Genomic DNA, 17,386 nt, shown 5'->3' with positions numbered 1-17,386 from the left:
ACCCCGGCTTTACTCCCCTGCGTCTTTTCGCGTCACCCTGCGCATGAATTCCGAAAGGTTCAGTTTGCGGCTGGACGGACCGGCCCGCACGTAAAATTCCTCGTCCTTGCCACTCTTCAGGATAACCGGCTCTTTGGATTTGCGGCACTCCACCAAGAGGATTTTGCACCCCTCGATAGGACGGATGGCGAAGGTGGCGAAGCTTAAGAACTCCACCCCGATGTGCTGCGCGAACAGGGAGCTGAAGTGGCGCAAGGCATGGTCGTCATTTTCGAATCCGTCGGCATCAAGGCCCATGGCTCGGCCCTGGTCGTCCACTCCCACCGCCAGAACGCCGCCGTCCGTGTTCATGAACGCGGTAAGGGTCTTCAGTACGGCCAGTTCTATTTCTTTCCCAGGCTTTCCCGCGGCAAGGTTGAAGCGCAAGGTGGACTTGAATTCCAGCTTCTCGCCTTCCCCTTTATCCAGGAGCTGGCGAATCTCCTGTTCGGTTTCGAAAAAGGACGCCGCCAAGGAGCGGGACTTCCGTCTAGACTGGACGACAAGCACCACGAGCAGCAGCAGGGCTACTATAAGTCCACTCCCGATCAGTACCGGAGCCTTGCGCCCTTCGAGCAGCAGGCCAAGAAGTTCCTCCTGGGAGAGGGCCAGGCCAACATAAGTCTTTCCGCCTTCCTCGGCCAAGGGTTGGAGGGAGGCCCACCACGTCTTGCCGGCGGCCGTGAAGCTGAATGTTTCCGCTAAAGGTCTGCCTTTTTCCCGCCAGGCGTTCATTGCCTGAGTCCGAACCGGGTCGGTGGCCTTTTCCCAGGGGATGAACAACGGGTCCTTGCTGCCTGAGTAAACTTCGTTCTCTTCGCTCGCGCCCGGGCCGACAATAAAGCCTTCCTGGGAGAACAGGAGAATACGGGCGCTCCTGGGCTGGTCAGCGGCGAGGACCTTCCAGATGGTGTCCAGGCCGAAGCTTATGGTCAGGGTTCTGTAAACGTCACCCGCAGGGCCGGCAGTTGCGATGCTTGAGATGGATGCGGCGCTTCTGCCGGGCAGAGGATGGGTGTCGGTCCAGATGGGCCAGGCACCAAGATGGCCTTTGACCAAACGGGTGATGAGAGAACTGAAGGCGTCCAGGGAGATCGTGGGGATGTCGGCGCTCCCTTGGGGCCGCATCCCGGAATCAAGACGCTGCCATTTCCCCTCGGAGCCATCAGCTCCAGAGCCAAGAAAGAGAAGAAAGCCGTCCTGAAGCCGTATGGCCATGGCTGAAATGCCTTGCGCGTCCGAAAGGGTGACCGCGCTTAGGCTCTGTTCGTCTGCCAGGACTGAAAGAATGAGCGTCTTGGCGTCATTTGGAGCTAACGTTTGGCTGGCTTGCGCAAGCAGCTTGCCAGTGAGGTTCTGAGCGGCCAGGGGCGGGGAGAGCTGGATATTGAGTCTTTCTCTGACGCCGCGGCCTTCGGATGAGACAACCTGGGAGTAGAAGCCTCTGGTCAAACGGCCGTATTCGAGGGAGGCGAGCCCCCCTGCCAGGGCGACCAGTATGATGGCAAAAAGGAGAAGAGCGCGGGGAGGCTGCACGGTACCTTCCGGTGGGGGATGTGGGGCTTCGGAAACATACCCGCCCGGCTTCTCATGCGCAAGCCGCCCTCACCTGTCTGGCGTGTCCCGCAGAGGAAGCCACATCATTGTGGGAGGAGTGATCCCTTATTCCTGCGCCAGCTTCCAGGGTTCCCTTTGGGCTTCCTGGCGTTTGAGGGCCTCAGTGAGAAGCTCGGCGCAACGGCTGGCGTCGGCTGTGTTCAAGACCCAGTCCGCCCCGGACTGGAACGCGGCCCACGCATCCATGCTGGGCTGTGCGCCCACGACGAAAAGCGTCGTCTCCCGGCGCCTAAGGCCCGGGCGGGAGTTCATTTCCCCAAGAGCCTCGGTCTTGGCTTCACCAGCCACAACCACATCCAGGGAATTGAGCTTGAGCTTGGCCGCCGCTACGGCCGAGTCGGGTTCATCCATGAGGTAGTAGCCTTGCTGGGTGAAATAGGCTTTTGCACCGTCGCGCCAGGGTCCGTCTTCAAGGCACACAAGCGCCGCTTTCATACCGTAGGGGATAAGCTCAGGCTCAATAGCCGGTTGCACCTCGCTCATAGCCCATCCTCCTCATCGTCCTTGCTTGTTTTATTGTAATCCATATCAAGTTTGAGTTCGCCCAAGTCAGAGACTTTCTCGCCCCGGGAAAGGCGGACCTGGTCGATGGCCAAGGTCAGTTTGGCCCGGTCGGTTGCGTTGGTCAGGGCGGTGTCCCGCTCGATGAGACCCTTTTCGTAAAGCGCCAGGAGGTACTGGTCGAAGGTGAACATTCCGTAGGTGGAGCCGGACTCAACCGATCCGTAATAGGTCTTTTCTCCTGATTCACCGGTCTGGATGATCTCGCGGATCTGGAGGTTGTTTTTGAGAATTTCAAAGGCCGCGACCCGTCCGCCGCCCACCTTCTGCATGAGCCTCTGGGACACAACGTATTTGAGGCTGGCACCAAGGCGCTGACGGATGAGCTGCTCTTCGCTGGTCTCGAACATGCCGATGATGCGGTTGATGGTCTGGCCGGTGTCCGAGGTGTGCAAGGTGCCAAGGACCAGGTGGCCGGTTTCGGCGGCCTGCAGGGCGGTTTCCACAGTCTCACGGTCGCGCATTTCGCCCACCAGGATAACCTTGGGGGCCTGGCGAAGGGCCGCGCGCAGCCCGGAGGCGAAGGAGTCGAAGTCCTGGCCCAGTTCACGCTGGTTCACCGTGCCCCGCTTGTGGGGGTGTACGAATTCCACGGGGTCTTCCAGGGTGACAATGTGCACCGCGTTCTTCTCGTTTATTTCATCGATGAGCGCGGCCAATGATGTGGACTTGCCGGTTCCGGTTGCGCCGGTAACAAGGATGAGGCCGAACTTCTCTTTTGCCATTTCGCCAAACTGGCCGGGCAGGCCGAGCTGGGCCATGGTTGGGGCCATGGAGGAGAGCTGCCTGAGCACCAAGGCCAGTGACCCTCTTTGCCAGAAGATGTTGACGCGGAAACGGATCTTGGACGGGTGCTCGTAGGAGAGGTCGCAGGAACCCCGGGTCATGAGGTCCCGATAGAGGCGGACGCCCCGGCCCATGAGCACTTGGGCCATGGCCTCGGTCTGCCTGGCCACCAAGGGACCAAGCGGCAGATCGAGATCGGTCAGCTGACCGTGCTGCTCGGCCTGGACCTTCTTGTCCACGGTGAAGAGCACGTCGGAAAGCGATGGCGCCTGGGTTAGAGCCAGGCCGATCAGATGGTCGAAGTGCGATCTGAGCATCTCGGGATCTCCACGTTTAGGCGGTCATGGACAAAACAAGCCGTATCCGCTGGCTTGGGCAGAGGTGAGTAGTTCTCTTTCCGTTCGGTACGGGTTCCTGCCGTTCAGCCAGTCCTAGTCGTCCATGCCTGTCGGAGGCTGCGGCAGAAGATCCTTGAATCGAGCCTTTTGGATGGCCTTGTTGTATGCGTCCTCGGCTGTGATTTTTCGAGCATCGTAGAGTTCCATGATGGTGTCGTCCAGGGTTTGCATCCCCTGGTTCTTGCCAGTCTCGATCACGGAGTTGATCTGGAAGGTTCGCCTTTCGCGAATGAGGTTGCGCACAGACGGCAGGGCCACAAGTATTTCCAGGGCAGCCACGCGGCCGGGTTTGTCCGCGCGTTTAAAAAGCGTCTGCGCCACGATGCCTCGAAGCGATTCCGACAGGGCTGAGCGAATCTGCTCCTGCTGGTCGCCAGGAAACACCTCGATGATGCGGTCCACGGTTTTGGCGGCGCTTATGGTGTGAAGTGTTGAGAACACCAAGTGGCCGGTCTCGGCCGCTTCCAGGGCCAACCGGATGGTTTCCAGGTCACGCATTTCGCCGACCAGAATAACGTCCGGGTCTTCGCGCAGAGCCCCTCTCAGGGCGGAGTTGAAGCTCTTGGTGTCGCGCCCGACTTCTCGCTGGTTGATGAGGCAGTTCTTGGGCTGGTGTAAAAATTCAATGGGGTCCTCGATGGTGAGGATGTGTTCCTGGCGCTGGGTGTTGATGTAGTCGATCATGGCCGCCAGCGTGGTGGATTTGCCCGAACCGGTGGGGCCTGTAACCAACACCAGTCCTTTGGGGAGCTTGCAGAATTCCTGGAGGATGGGGGGCAGGCCTAGGTCTTCAAGAGACAGTATCTTCTCCGGGATGGTGCGGAAAGCGGCTGCGACCCCCCGGCTCTGCAAATAGAAATTCACGCGGTAGCGGGAGATCCCGGGCACCGCGTAGGCGAAGTCCACATCGCCGGTTTCCTCGAATTCCTTGATTTTGGGCTCGGGCGTAATCTCGTACAGGAGCTTTTTGAGCTCCTCGTGCTCGAGAACCTTGAACTTTACCCGCTGCAGCGCGCCATGCAGGCGGATAATTGGCTGGGAACCACTGGACAGGTGCAGGTCGGATGCGCCGAGTTCGTGCATCATGGAGAAAAAGGCGTCGATCTGGGCCATGTGCTCTCCCCTGGGGTTTCTCTTTCAAGCATATACATCATCATGCCCGGCAGTCCAATGGGGTCATTGCGTATGATCCGTAAAGATTGTTTGGCTGTTCCACACATTGCTATTTTGTAATTGTCTTCGAAGACTCTTGCGTTGAAGGTGTTTCTGTCCAAGTTCAGGGAAGAGCTGTTTGCCCGATGGGTTTCTCTGGAGATGAATCTTCAGTAGCGATCATCGCGGATGTTTTAGATCATTTTTTCGCTGTGGGCTAAAGCATATCCCTGGGAAACGTGATGAAGATGCTCCCTGGAGGGGCATGCATATGCGTTGTAAGTATGAGGAGGGAAAGGTGCGGTCCGGTTGCTGTTTGAGTGCTTTTGACAACGCGAGAAAACCCTGGACACGATGACAATGCATTGAAATTTGTGTTGCGTCTCAGGGATAGCGCTTGACTTTTCTCTGCAAATCGCCATCGTTGTTTTCCAACAACGTGCAGCACAGGTTGGAGAATTCGGCAGTGGACACGTCTCCCAAAGCATCGTCCACCGATAAGCTCCTGGATATGATCAGGGGTTCGGGGAAGAAGGGCGGCGGGGTGGAAACTCCCGCACCACAACCCTTGGCGCCCAAAAGAAAGTGGAATTTTGGACTTTCTTTGAAGGCTGGCCCGGGCGCGGGAGGCAGTTCCAAGAATGTGCACCTTGGGGTGGAGCTTGCTGGCGGGGTCATCCGCATGGTCAAGCTCACTTCGGGGTCCGGGCGCTCCCGGGCACTTGAATTCAAAACCATTTCAATTCCAGAACAAGGCCCGGACGCCCCGGAACTCTCCCTTGTTCTTCGCCTGGCCTTGAAGGATTTTCTTGGCAAGGCCGATGCCGATGTCTGGGCGGTTGTTCCTGCTGAAACCGCTGATCTGCGCTTCCTGCAAGTTCCCAAGACCAACAAGAAACAGCTGTCCAACGCCATTTACTGGACCGCCAAGAAAGAGGCCTCCTTCGATGACGCGGAGGTGGTTTTCGACTACGAGCTCCAGGGCGAAGTGATTGAGAAGGGGGCTCCGCGCCTTTCCGTGCTAGCCTATACGGTGAAGCGGGAAGAATTCGAGAAATTAAGGAATCTCTTTCTTCAGGCGGGTTATCCGCTTGCCGGGATCACGCTGCCTTCCGTCTCAATGCGCAACCTTTTGCGGGGTGGCTGGGTTGAGGACGGCGAAAAAACCCAAGCCTGCCTGCATCTTGGCGGCGAGTTTTCACGAATCGAAATTTTCAGCGGAGGAAACCTCCAGATTGTTCGGGTGCTCAAGGGGGGGCTTTCGGCCATGGCTCAGTCCTTGGCCGAAGCGTCCAAGGAATTCACTCCGCATCCAGCAATTGTCGGATCGGAACCTGTGTCCGGAGAGTCGATTGCCGTGGTGCCCGAGGAGGCGGTTTTTTCCTCAGCCATCCCAATAGAGATCGAGTCTATGGCATCTAAGCCCGATGTGGCCGAAGCAAAACCCGCAGGTCTTAGTGTGGAGGAGTCGCTGGCTTTGATTGAAAACTTTGCCGACGGGCCACAGTCCCTCCCCGAGGGCCACCCCGGCAGGAATTTCACGACCGCTGACGTGCTGGAGATGCTCAAGCCAGCCTGGGAGCGCCTGCTGCGGCAAGTGCAGATGACCTTTTCCCACCACGCGGTCACCTTGGGAAACGAGCAGGTAGGGAGCCTTACCCTGAGCGGCCCCCTGGGCGGCGATCCAGGGATGCTTGATTACCTGAGCGGGAAACTCGGCCTGCCTTGCAGGCTGCTTGACCCGTTGTCTCCGGACAACCTTGGAAGGCTTCAAATTGCAGCCCCGTTCCTTTCTTTGGCGGAACGGCAGCCCTACGGTCTAGTTCTAGGGCTCACCGGGGCGGAAAGGTCTGCCTGCAACCTCCTCCACACCTACAAACAGAAGGAGGAGGAAGACCGGGTCGAGAGTCTCAACCGGGTGGTGGCACTCAGCTGGCTTGGCGTGGCTGTCGTGATTCTTGGCTTTTTCATCTGGCAACAGACGCAATCCTACGTCAAAAAGCAAGAACTCAGCGTTTTAGAAGGAAGGCTCAGGGAGTATCAACCTTTAGTGGACATGCCCCTGCTTTTAAGCACCGGTTCCAAAGTGCGCCAAGCGGTAGACAACATGCGTCGTTTCGCCAACCGGAGCAGGCCGGCCGCAGTGCTGCGCGACATAACAGGCCTCACACCGGAGAATGTCAAATTGTTCAGTATCTCCATGGATCTGGGCACGCCGGAGGAGCAGCCTCAGACGACCCAGGAAACCCAAGGGAAACCAGGGCCGCGCCCGGCCGGAAAGGGTCGTGAAGCCATGGATACGCTCACTCTGGAGGGGTACGTCAAGGGAGACAGCCAAATACTCGAGTCGCTGCTGTCGGCTTACCTGGTGCAGCTTCGTACCTCTCCTCTTTTGGGCGAGCCCTCGGTGAGCAAGCGTTCAGTGGAAATGACCGCTGCAGGGGAGGATGTTCTTAGGTTCACCCTTTCCTGCCAGGTGAGGCGATAGATGTCCGCCAGAAATTTATTGAGCAATCTTCCCCCCAGGACTGCGCTGTATCTGCTTATCGGGTCCGGAGTGGTCGTACTGTTTGTGCTTCTGGGCATCATCCCCATGCAGAAACACCTGTTGGAGCAGGACAGCCAGATCGAGCAGGTGAAGTACCGTATCGAGGAACAAAGCGCACTGCACCCCATCTATATGAAAATGCTGGGAATCGCCCAGGCGGGAGGGGTAAAGGCGCCTAAACTTCCAGAGAGACAAAGCCTCGGGCAGAAAGACGTTTCAGAACTCACGGATTCGATGGCGCAATTGATCGTGAAAACCGGGCTGGAAGCCCAATCAGTAGTCCCAGACCCGAGCACGCTTGGCAAGGGTTCCAAATCGCTCGCAGTGAACATTCACGTACGAGGTTCGCTGGAGCAGTTCAGGGCATTCCTTGGCGAATTGGCCATGATGGCCAGTTTCGAGAACATCGAAACCCTTCGGGTTGCACCCGGCAACGGGCCGAGGGACTACACCCTCACGGTGTGGGTGGCCGCGGAGTAGGATATGGAAATATCCAAGCGAGAACGGATCCTGCTCGGCGGAATGGGTGCGGCCATACTGGCGTCGGTCGTGTATCTGCTTTGGCCGTCCTCGGCTCCCCGTTCTCCCGAGATGACTCCACAAAAGTTGGCCGATTCAAGAAAGGCCGCGGAATCTCAGCTCCAAGCTTTGGAAAGGGTGAAGCTTACGCCCCGCGAAATACATGCGGTCACCAATGCCCAGGACGCCTGGCCGCGTGACCCCCTGGGGCCGAAACCTCCCGACCCTGAAGCGCAAGTGGACCGTGACAAATTTCATTTTACCGGGTTCATCCGCATCGGCGACCGCAGTCTGGCCGTAATCAATGGCCGTGAATACCAGGTGGGCGAGCAGCTCGAGAGCGGTGGATTCGAGGTTGGCGAGATTACGCCTGAAGCAGTGGTGCTTCAGGGCGTTGTGCGCAAAAACAAGGTGCGCATTCCCTACCAGGACCCGAGTTTCTTCACCGGACGGTAGGGGGCGTGGACAGCCGCGCCAAGGAGTGCTGAATGAAAAATATCCATTTCCACATACGAATTTTATGGGCGGCTATGCTGGGGCTTGTCATCCTGCTTGCGGCCTGTGCGGACAAGAAAGAGAAAGACCCCTTCATGGAGAAATGGGAGAAAGTAGCAGAAGAAACAAAAGACAAAACCTATACGCACCAGGACCGTAAAGTGGAGTTCTCCCAGCTCCAGGTGAAGTCAGACGCAAAAATCATAGACGAAAAGCCAAAACGCAACCTGCCCACAATGCGGGTGTCGCTCAATTTCTACAATACGGACCTTCAGGCGGTGCTGCGTTCCATGGCTCGCATCGCCAATCAAAACATCATTCTCTCCGCCTCCCTCCAGGCTCCCGAGAACCAGGGTAAGCATAAGGTGAACCTAAACGTCAGCGAGACTCCCTGGGACCAGGCCTTCAATTCAATCCTCAATGCCAACGGATTGAGCTACGATTGGGACGGGGAGATCATCCGTGTCATGACACTGGAAGATATGAAGGGCCAGAACGAAATGAAGAAGGCCGTTGCTGAGAAAATGGCCCAAACCGAGAAGCAAAAAACCGTTGAGCCCATGGTGACCGTTAAGGTTCAGGTGAACTACGCGGACGTCACCGAGTTGGAAAAAACTCTGAAGGGATACCTGGCTTCCTCTGGGGCGGCTCCAGGTGGTGCTCCCGGCGCTGCTCCCGGAGCGCCAGGCGCCCCGGCTGCTGGCGCCGCCTCGGGCAGCGATGAACTTGCAGGGAAGATCAAGGGATTGGTCGTGGCCGACAGGCATTCAAGTTCCATCGTCATCCAGGCCCCCAGAGAACATGCTGAGATGCTGGTGAAACTCGTTGAAAAACTCGACGAGCCAAGGCTCCAGGTGCACCTGAAGGCGTTCATCGTGGAGGCCACCAAGGACTCTTTGCAAGACATAGGTTTTCAATGGGGCGGCTTTTTCAAGTCCATCGCGGACCCCAGCGGCAACAGTGCCTTTATACAGTCCTCAACCGATAGGACCGTTGCGTCGGACGGTACCGTCACCTATACCAACACCTACGGGCTTGGGCCTTCCAGTCGCGGGTACGCCTTCAATTTCCCTGCCGCAATCACAAACACAGGCTCGCCTCCGGGTGCGGGCCTGGGGGCGCAGGGAGCGGCCATCAACTTCCTTTGGGGCAATATCAACAACAACATTCTCCAGATGCAGCTTACCGCGCTGGCCCGGGACGGCAAGGTCAGCATCCTCTCCGAGCCATCGCTCACCACCTTGGACAACAGCATGGCCTTCACCGAAAATGGCGAGAAGGTGCCGTATGTCTCAGTTTCTCAGAACGGTACTAACGTGCAGTTCATAGATGCGGTGCTGCGCCTGGAAATGACGCCGCATGTCATCGACGGCAGGAATCTGCGTATGAAGCTCATCATAAAAAATGATGAAGTGGTCACGGATCAGACGCAATGGGTGCAGGGCAATCCGCCCATCCGCAAGAAGGAGACCAACACCACACTCATCGTGGAGGACGGTTCCACCATCATCATTTCAGGGCTGGCCAAACACACCAAATCAAAATCGAGCCAGGGTTTCCCCGGGCTCAAGGATATTCCCGCAGCCGGTTATCTGTTCGGCGACAAGAGCAAGCAAGACACGAAGCAGGATGTCCTCATATTCATCACTCCCACTATCCTCAAAGGCGGAACGGCAATAGCTGAGGGGCCTCAGCCCATGTCCCAGGCCCCCCAGACTCCATCAGGTCGTCCAGGGTCCCCAGACCGGCAGCCGATACCCTTGGGGCCGGCTCCAACCGTTCCGCAGCCTGGAAGACCCGGCAGCTGACATGCGGTATTTCGAGGTGTTGAATCTTCGCCGGGAGCCTTTTTCCAACTCCCCGGACCCGGAGCTGTTCTATCGCACCAAACAGCACCGGGAATGTCTGCAGGCTCTTGAGATAGCCATTCGCCTCAAGAGGGGCTTGTCCGTGGTCACGGGGCACGTGGGAACGGGCAAGACCACCTTGTGCCGTCAGCTCATCCGGGTGCTAGCGGAGCGCCAGGGAGTAGTCACCCATCTCATTCTGGACCCGACCTTTTCAGACGCCAGAGAGCTGCTTGTCCAATTGAATGGTTTTTTCGGGGTGGATGCACAGGCGGCGGGGCAGGCCAGCGACTGGCAGCTTCGGGAAAACATCAAAAATGCCCTGTGGGGGCTTGCAGTCGAAGAGGACCAACTCGTGGTCCTCATTGTGGACGAAGGCCAGAAGATGTCTCTCGAGTGTCTGGAGATCCTCCGGGAGCTTCTCAACTTCGAAACCAACGAAAACAAGCTGTTGCAGATCGTCATCTTCGGCCAGTTGGAATTTGAGCCGATTTTGGAAGCCAAGGCCAACCTGGCTGACAGGGTGAACTTGCGCTACAGGATAGAGCCTCTGGACTTCCAGGACACGCGTGAGCTGATCCAGGCCCGGCTGGCCATGTGCTCAAAGGATATTTCTCCGGAAGGGCTTTTCAGCTTTGGGGCGTTGCTCGCTGTATTTCTGGCCACGGACGGTTTCCCGCGTCAGATCGTGCAGTTGTGCCACCAAGCGCTTCTGGCTGTTATAATAAAAGAAAGGCCACGGGTAACGTGGGGCGTGGTGCGCAGCTGCATGCGCTGGCGTACCTTGGGATTGCCTCGGCACAGACGCTGGCCATGGGCGTTGGCCGGAGCGCTCTGCATCCTGCTGGCGGTGGCGGGTGCGGCGGTTTATCTGGGGCTTGTGCCTTTTGAAGTCGGGCGGATCAGGGCTTCCATGCCGGAGGTACACATGCCGGATGTGGCTTCGTGGTTTCGCTCCAGCGTGGCATCCAGGCAGGAGAGCGTGCCCACCGATGCGTCCGCGCCTGCTCAGGAGACCAAACCGGCTGCGGAGTTGTCCACTGTCGGACAGGATAAGACGGGAACGCCCGCTCAAGGCATTACAGGTCCGCAACCGGATTATCAGACGTCTGTAGAGGGAAAAACAGAACCCAATGCCTTTAAACCGACGCAGGACCTGAACGCCCCCTCCCTCCTGGGTGCCGAACCAACCGTTCCTGAACAGCCGGGAAATAATCGTTCTGGGGGCCTGCCTCGCTTCACCGGAGTTCGCGCGGACTTTGCGGATGGAATGCAAACCTTAGATATACTTACAGACAAACCTGTCGAGCGCTTTGAGGCTGGCTTCAAGCCGAACCCGTCCAGAATCGTGGTGGATCTTTTCGGGGCCTGGGAAAGGAAAACGGAACGAGAATTGTCCGTCGGGTCCTCACGCATTGACAAAGTACGCAGCGCCGTTCATCCAGATAAACTGAGGGTGGCAGTCTATCTCAAGGACGCCTCGGCGGCTCCGATCCGGCCGGTGGTGGAAAAGACTCCTTCGGGACTCAAGATCATCCTCAAATAATTCCATGGCCTCTTTTTCCTACCAAGTCCTGAACGAATCCGGCCGGACCATATCCGGAGTGATCGAAGCCGAGTCGGTTGATCAGGCACGCCAGAAGCTTATGGCTTTGGGGTACATTCCTGTTTCAATTTCCCGGGGCAGGGTGAAAGGCGGCTTGGAGGGATGGTGGGAAGAAACCGAGATAAAGCTTACCGCAGTAAAGCTTAAAGATCTCATCCTTTTTACCAAACAGTTCCGGACCATGGTGCAAGCCGGACTTTCCATTCTCGAAATCTTGCGTATCTTAGAAGAGCAAACCGAGAATAAAAAGCTTAAGCAAGTCTGCACGATCATGAATGCGGACATCAAACAGGGCAAAACCTTGTTTGAGGCTTTTTCAAACCATCCCAAGGTATTTTCCGGGCTTTACCAGAATATGGTTCTGGCGGGTGAGCAGTCCGGAGCACTCCCGGAGGTGCTCAACCGCCTCATCTATCTCATAGAGCACGAACATAAGGTGAAATCGGACATACGCTCCGCTTTACAGTATCCGGCTACAATAGTCGTTGCTTTGGGTACTGCTTTCTACGTGTTGTTAAACTTCGTGGTGCCCAAGTTTGTGGTTAGTTTTAAAAGGGCTCAAATCGAACTGCCAGCGCCAACTGTGATTGCAATAAATCTGTATGAATTTTTCGATGCTTACGGATATTATCTCTTAGGCGGAATCATTGTTGGAATATTTCTTTTTATCAGATTTCTAAGAACAAAAGGGGGCCGTCTTTGGTGGGACAACCTGTGGTTACGCATCCCAATTTTCGGGCCTCTTTTTACTAAGGCGGCTATGTCCCGCTTTGCTTCCATCTTCTCCATTCTCCAGGCCAGCGGCATAAGCGTGCTGGCCACCCTGGATATCTTAGAAGGAACTATAGGCAATGCGGCCATTGCCTTGGAGTTCTCGCGCATCAAGGAGCTGCTCAAGGAAGGGCGCGGACTTTCCTCTCCGCTACGCCAGGCAAAATACTTCACTCCGATGGTCATCAATATGGTGGCCGTGGGCGAGGAAACCGGCAATCTGGAAGAGATGCTTATGGCCGTGGCCAACCATTATGATGCGGAAGTGGAGTATGCGGTAAGTTCGTTGTCGGAAGCAATCAATCCAATACTGGTAGTCGGTTTGGCCGGGGTGGTCGGTTTTTTTGCTTTGGCCATTTTCCTCCCCATGTGGGATTTGACCAAGATGGTGAAATAGATGTTTCAGCGAGTGCGTGTGGACATATCCCTTGGCGTGCTCATTCCCTTCATCCTGGGGGGGATCGCCTCGCTGTGCGTATTGGGAACGGAGGCTGCTTGGCGATTCGGTTTTCTTGAGGGAGGGGCTTCGGCCCGCAACGGCTACATCACGGCGGCTGTTACCGGTCTTGCTGTTTTCGGCGTAGCCATGCTGCTTGGAACTCTGGTGTTGAAGCCCGTAAAGGAGTTTCTGGAAAGGGCCAAGAAACTGCCGATGCTCAAGGAACCAGCGGAACGGATGGAACGGGCCCGTGGCGCAGAAATTGAAGCTCTGGGCCAAATGTTCGAGCACGTCACCCAGGTGATGGAAAGCCTGGACGCAAAGGCGCTTTTCCCGGGCGTCATTGGTGAGAGCAGACCCTTGCGGGGAGTGATGTCCCAGGTAGCCAAGGTTGCTCCTTCGGAAGCAACTGTATTGCTGACCGGGGAATCCGGAACGGGCAAGGATTTGTTCGCCAACACCATCCATTCCCACTCCAAACGCAAAGATAGGGCTTTCGTGGCGGTGAACTGCGCGGCCATCCCCCCCGGACTCATGGAGAGCGAGCTGTTCGGGCACGAAAAAGGGGCCTTCACCGGGGCAATCGCCGTAAAAAAAGGCAAGTTCGAGCAGGCCAGCAACGGTACACTCTTTCTGGATGAGATAGGCGACATGCCTTTGGAGACACAGGCCAAAATTTTGCGTGCCCTTGAAAACGGGGAGGCCGAGAGGGTCGGTGGGGCCAAGCCGGTTCGGTTCAATGTCCGGCTGGTTGCGGCCACCAACAAAAATCTCCAGGAAATGATCACTCGCAACGAGTTCCGGGAAGATCTCTACCATCGCTTGAACGTCTTCCCGATTCTCTTGCCGCCATTACGCGTCCGGCCTGAGGACATTCCGATGCTGTGCTCGCACTTTCTTGAGCGCTTCGGGCCTGGGCTCACTCTTTCAACGGAAGCACTGCAGCTGCTGATGGCGTATTCCTGGCCGGGAAATGTACGTGAATTGCGCAACTCTCTGGAGCGGGCGGCGGTCCTGGCAGATGAACATGGCATGGTTCTGCCCGAGCATTTGCCCGCACAGCTCAGGCTCGTTTCCGCCACTGAGCCGCAACTGCCAGTAATGCCCGAGAGCAGGGCCAAGGACTTGGACGAGCGTCTTGAAGAGATAGAGAAGAGCCTTATCATAGCGGCACTTATCAAAAGTCATGGGGTTCAGGTTCGGGCGGCCGAGATGCTTGGCATAAAAGAGCGCAGTCTTTGGCATCGCATCAAAAAGCTCGGGTTGGACCCCGCTGCCTACAAGCCGAACTGACCTGAACAAGTGCACCGGTCTTCATGGCCGGTGCGTGCTTTTGAAACGAGCGCATAAAAACGAGTTTGGCAGGGGCTAAGGAGTTTCAGTGATGAATTTTGGGCACCCAGGAGCTAATTCCTTCCGATCCTACCTTGTCTTGACGCTCTTGGCCGGTATGGGAGTGCTCTTAGCGCTATGGCCAATAGTCGCCTATGATAATGACCTTTTCTATCATCTGGCTGGCGGGCGATACATATTTGAAAACCTCCGCCTGCCCGACGGACCGTATTTCTCCTACCTTGCTTCAGCAGGTACCTGGGTGGACTATTACTGGCTTCACCAGGTGTTCCTGTACACGTTTTTCAAACTGGGTGGGTACGAAGCCCTGGTGTTGGTGCGGGCTGCTCTGTTTATCCTCACGGTATGGTTCGTTTACCGGTATCTGTCCGGGCAGGCCCGGCAGGGCGGAAACGGTGCCACGCTGCTGGTCCTGAGCCTCACCATTTTGTACGCCATGGCCATACTCCCCCGTGATCTTCTTCTGCGGCCTCACGTTTTTTCCTACATGGGCATTGCTGTATTCATGCTGATTATCAATCAACGTCCGCAGTTGGGGTGGCTCCTGCCGGCCATCGGAGTCGTGTGGGTAAATCTGCACGGAGTCGAGTATCCGGTGATGCTTCTTATCTGCGGAGCCTATCTCTGCGAGTATTTCATCGCGAAGCTTTTGCGCCGTCCTGTCCCGAACGAGTTGCGGCAGCTCCGGTGGCCGTTGATCGCCACAATGTACACGGTGCTGGCCACCCCGGCGGGGACGGGTCTTCTGCTCAAACCATTTGCCGCGCCCTTGTTCCACGAACTGGTTATCAACGAACTCCGCGCCACGAAACTGAGCGACCTTGTGGTGTTCTCACTCTATCCCGTGAGCAACGCAGTAGGTTCCCTGGCAAATCTGCTCATGGTGATCCTGGGGGTAAGTGCCACGGTTCTGTGCGTAATGCGCCGGATTCGCTTAAGCCGCCTTATCCTCATTGCTGGAGGCCTCCTCCTGCTGCCTCAGTCACGCCGGTTCACTTATGAGTTCGTGCTGCTGCTGCTGCCTCTGATAGGGGATGCCCTTTTCCTGTTGAGCCAAAAGACTCGCGATATATCCTGGAGGGCCGCCGTATCCACCGGGCTGGCCATGGTTTGCGGAACCATATTTGTTGTGGTTGGATATCTTGGATACAGGCCGCATTTCCCCTTGAGCCATGGCCAACTGCCGGTAGGCGTGTGCGACTTCCTTGAGAAAGAGGGTCCCGGCGGCCGCATTCTGAACGAACCAAACTCGGGCGGTTATTTGGTTTGGAGACTGCATCCCAAATACAGTTTGTTCATGGACATGGAGACCATGCTCTTTAGCAGCTTTGATTTCTTTCAAAGCTCCAACTTCGCACACGACAAAACGGTTTTGGGGAAAATGCTTGAGCGTTATGCGCCCGATTTCATCATGATCGCCAAGGATGACCAGGGCTTCGCTGAAACAATGGCTGGTTTCCCTCGTCTCGTGCCGGTTTTTCTTGATGATTACGCCGTTCTCTACGCCGACTCGGACAAACACCCTGGCCTTGTGGGCAAATACCGCATGGAAGCTTTGCCGATAGCCGGCATGGCAAGCGCCGACTACAAGGCGATGAATAGCGAAACCAGGGCAAAGGCCCTTGTGGAAGCACAAAGGCTCCTGGCGGTGTATCCGGAAGGGCTTGTGGCAAACGCGGTGGTGACAAAGATTCTCATGGCCGAAGGACAATTGGAGAAAGCTGCTGTTCATGCTGAAATGATGGTAAGCAGGCACCCAGAGCATTTCATGGGGTATGCCCTGGGTGCACAAGTCGCGTTCGAGCAGAACGACTTTAAACGAGCGGTCAAACTAAACCTCAAGGCCCTTGACCGAGCCAACCCGGTTGAAGGGGTGAGCATCAAACGCAACCTTTATGCTGCGTATGTTAGGCTTGAAGAGTATTCCAAGGGGTACGAGGCGTTGAAGGATGTTGCCAATCCGTTGGTATGGAATACTCCGGCCAAAGACCTCTACGATCTGGGAATTGTGGCTGCTTTATCGGGCAAGGGCCGGGAAGGCCTTCTTTTGCTAGATATGGCCCTGACAAAAGCCCCTGCTGAGGATGAAGAGCTGATCAAGGAAATTGAAAAGTATAGGACGAAATTAAACTCTGCCATCGGACGCTAAGTTATCCAATCTGCCGGGCCATCTCCCTGTATACAGGAACCTGCGGTTCAAAACCGCGGATTGTTGCCAGCCCTACACTTCTGAAAACCAGAGTTGCCCCAGGGGAGTAGGGACGACGATTCTTAACCGTTTGTTCCACTGTACAAATATCCCCCGGCTAGCGAAGTAGAAAGTGCGTTTCTTCCCCTTTTTGGTGCCACGAGCAATGCGAAAGAAGGCGTGCGGGCCTTCAAAGCGCGTTGAAGGACCTCCAAAATTTGTAGGAGAGAGGGGCGCCGGGAGTTGTTTTGGGTACTTGTTGAGAGGTAAAGCTCAATAATTTTGCTGTCTTATCTTGTCATGGTGGAAGTTGGCACGGTGAATGCTTAAGTCGGGCATCGGCGCGGGACATCCTGCCCGGCCCCCAGACAGGAAACTTCACCACCCTGGGGCGAAAAGGCGAGAAGAGGGACGCCTCAGGGAAGGCGAATACAAATCACCATTAGAGGAGAAGACATCATGAAGACTCGTACCATCGGAAGCGGCCAGGGCGGCTTTACCCTTATCGAAGTTATCGCGGTTCTGGTTATCGTGGGCATGCTGGCAGCCGTGGCCATCCCCAGGTACCTGGACATGCAGGACCAGGCGGCTGCGGGCGCAGTGAAGGGTGCTGTGGCGGCCGGTGCCTCTAACGTCACCATGGTCTATTCCCAGCAGTTGATCGCCGGTAACTTCAACCTTACCAACCTGGTAACCACTCTGAGCAGCGCTCCGTACAACAACGTGGGCGACTTCACGCTCAGTTACACCGCTAACACTTCGAACAACTCGACTGGCGTTGATATCCTGGTAACCAACAGCCTTGTGAACTCCATCAGTCAAAGGCTGGCCAATATCCCCGCCACCGACAAGGGCAAGACGGTCGTACTGCAATAACTTCTTCGGAAGTTTGAGTTAAAGGGCGTAAGCCCGAGCCGGGCGGGACCAAGGGGGTACCGCCCGGCTTAAGTGCGCAAAGAGACTTGCTAGGTTTCGCGTGAACCGGTTGGGGTAATCGCGCCGGAGGGTGTCACGATGCTGTCTCGATGGCTTGAAAAAATATTCTTCATTGAAACGCTGCCAGCTGA

At 56.4% G+C, this 17,386-nt stretch carries 13 protein-coding genes; 9 read left to right on the top strand and 4 right to left on the bottom strand.

Annotation, left to right across the window (positions count from 1 at the left end):
* Positions 1 to 9: 9 nt before the first annotated feature.
* The 4 genes from HY795_11130 to HY795_11115 all read right to left on the bottom strand — a co-directional run bounded on the left by HY795_11130 (position 10) and on the right by HY795_11115 (position 4,514).
* On the bottom strand, positions 10 to 1,575 hold the full coding sequence (locus HY795_11130; GenBank protein MBI4805775.1) for an ATP-binding protein: 1,566 nt from the start codon (positions 1,573 to 1,575) through the stop codon (positions 10 to 12).
* A gap of 126 nt (positions 1,576 to 1,701) precedes the next feature.
* Positions 1,702 to 2,139: a hypothetical protein gene (locus HY795_11125; GenBank protein MBI4805774.1), complete on the bottom strand. Its 438-nt coding sequence runs from the start codon at positions 2,137 to 2,139 to the stop codon at positions 1,702 to 1,704.
* Positions 2,136 to 3,320 (bottom strand): PilT/PilU family type 4a pilus ATPase, encoded by a 1,185-nt coding sequence (locus tag HY795_11120; GenBank protein MBI4805773.1) that lies wholly within the window; start codon positions 3,318 to 3,320, stop codon positions 2,136 to 2,138. Before HY795_11120 ends, HY795_11125 begins: the two co-directional genes overlap by 4 nt.
* Positions 3,321 to 3,434: 114 nt before the next feature.
* A complete protein-coding gene (locus HY795_11115; protein MBI4805772.1) occupies positions 3,435 to 4,514 on the bottom strand; it encodes a type IV pilus twitching motility protein PilT in 1,080 nt (359 codons plus the stop codon).
* 436 nt (positions 4,515 to 4,950) lie between these two features.
* On the opposite strand from HY795_11115, the gene HY795_11110 reads away from it, so the two are divergent.
* The 9 genes from HY795_11110 (at position 4,951) to HY795_11070 (ending at position 17,195) form a co-directional block, all read left to right on the top strand.
* Entirely contained in the window at positions 4,951 to 7,041 is a 2,091-nt protein-coding gene (locus HY795_11110) for a hypothetical protein (GenBank protein MBI4805771.1), read from the top strand.
* Positions 7,042 to 7,581, top strand: a complete 540-nt coding sequence (locus HY795_11105; protein ID MBI4805770.1) for a hypothetical protein — start codon at positions 7,042 to 7,044, stop codon at positions 7,579 to 7,581.
* A 3-nt stretch (positions 7,582 to 7,584) separates the two neighbouring features.
* The gene (locus tag HY795_11100; protein ID MBI4805769.1) at positions 7,585 to 8,076 is read left to right on the top strand and encodes a hypothetical protein; all 492 of its coding nucleotides are present in this window, start codon (positions 7,585 to 7,587) and stop codon (positions 8,074 to 8,076) included.
* Positions 8,077 to 8,108: 32 nt separating this feature from the next.
* Positions 8,109 to 9,923 carry a type II and III secretion system protein gene (locus HY795_11095; protein ID MBI4805768.1) on the top strand — a complete coding sequence of 605 codons (1,815 nt, stop codon included), beginning with the start codon at positions 8,109 to 8,111 and terminating at the stop codon, positions 9,921 to 9,923.
* Position 9,924: 1 nt separating this feature from the next.
* Positions 9,925 to 11,508 (top strand): AAA family ATPase, encoded by a 1,584-nt coding sequence (locus tag HY795_11090; protein MBI4805767.1) that lies wholly within the window; start codon positions 9,925 to 9,927, stop codon positions 11,506 to 11,508.
* A gap of 4 nt (positions 11,509 to 11,512) precedes the next feature.
* Positions 11,513 to 12,736, top strand: coding sequence for a type II secretion system F family protein (locus HY795_11085; protein MBI4805766.1), 1,224 nt, complete (start codon positions 11,513 to 11,515; stop codon positions 12,734 to 12,736).
* Complete coding sequence (locus tag HY795_11080; GenBank protein ID MBI4805765.1) at positions 12,737 to 14,071, top strand: sigma-54-dependent Fis family transcriptional regulator; 1,335 nt, start codon at positions 12,737 to 12,739, stop codon at positions 14,069 to 14,071.
* 301 nt (positions 14,072 to 14,372) lie between these two features.
* Positions 14,373 to 16,280 carry a pilus assembly protein TadD gene (locus HY795_11075; GenBank protein MBI4805764.1) on the top strand — a complete coding sequence of 636 codons (1,908 nt, stop codon included), beginning with the start codon at positions 14,373 to 14,375 and terminating at the stop codon, positions 16,278 to 16,280.
* 513 nt (positions 16,281 to 16,793) lie between these two features.
* Complete coding sequence (locus HY795_11070; protein ID MBI4805763.1) at positions 16,794 to 17,195, top strand: prepilin-type N-terminal cleavage/methylation domain-containing protein; 402 nt, start codon at positions 16,794 to 16,796, stop codon at positions 17,193 to 17,195.
* Positions 17,196 to 17,386 lie beyond the last annotated feature (191 nt).

This window comes from Desulfovibrio sp. (assembly GCA_016208105.1).
GTDB lineage: Bacteria > Desulfobacterota > Desulfovibrionia > Desulfovibrionales > Desulfovibrionaceae > Fundidesulfovibrio.
This window is presented reverse-complemented; position numbering and strand designations above follow the sequence as displayed.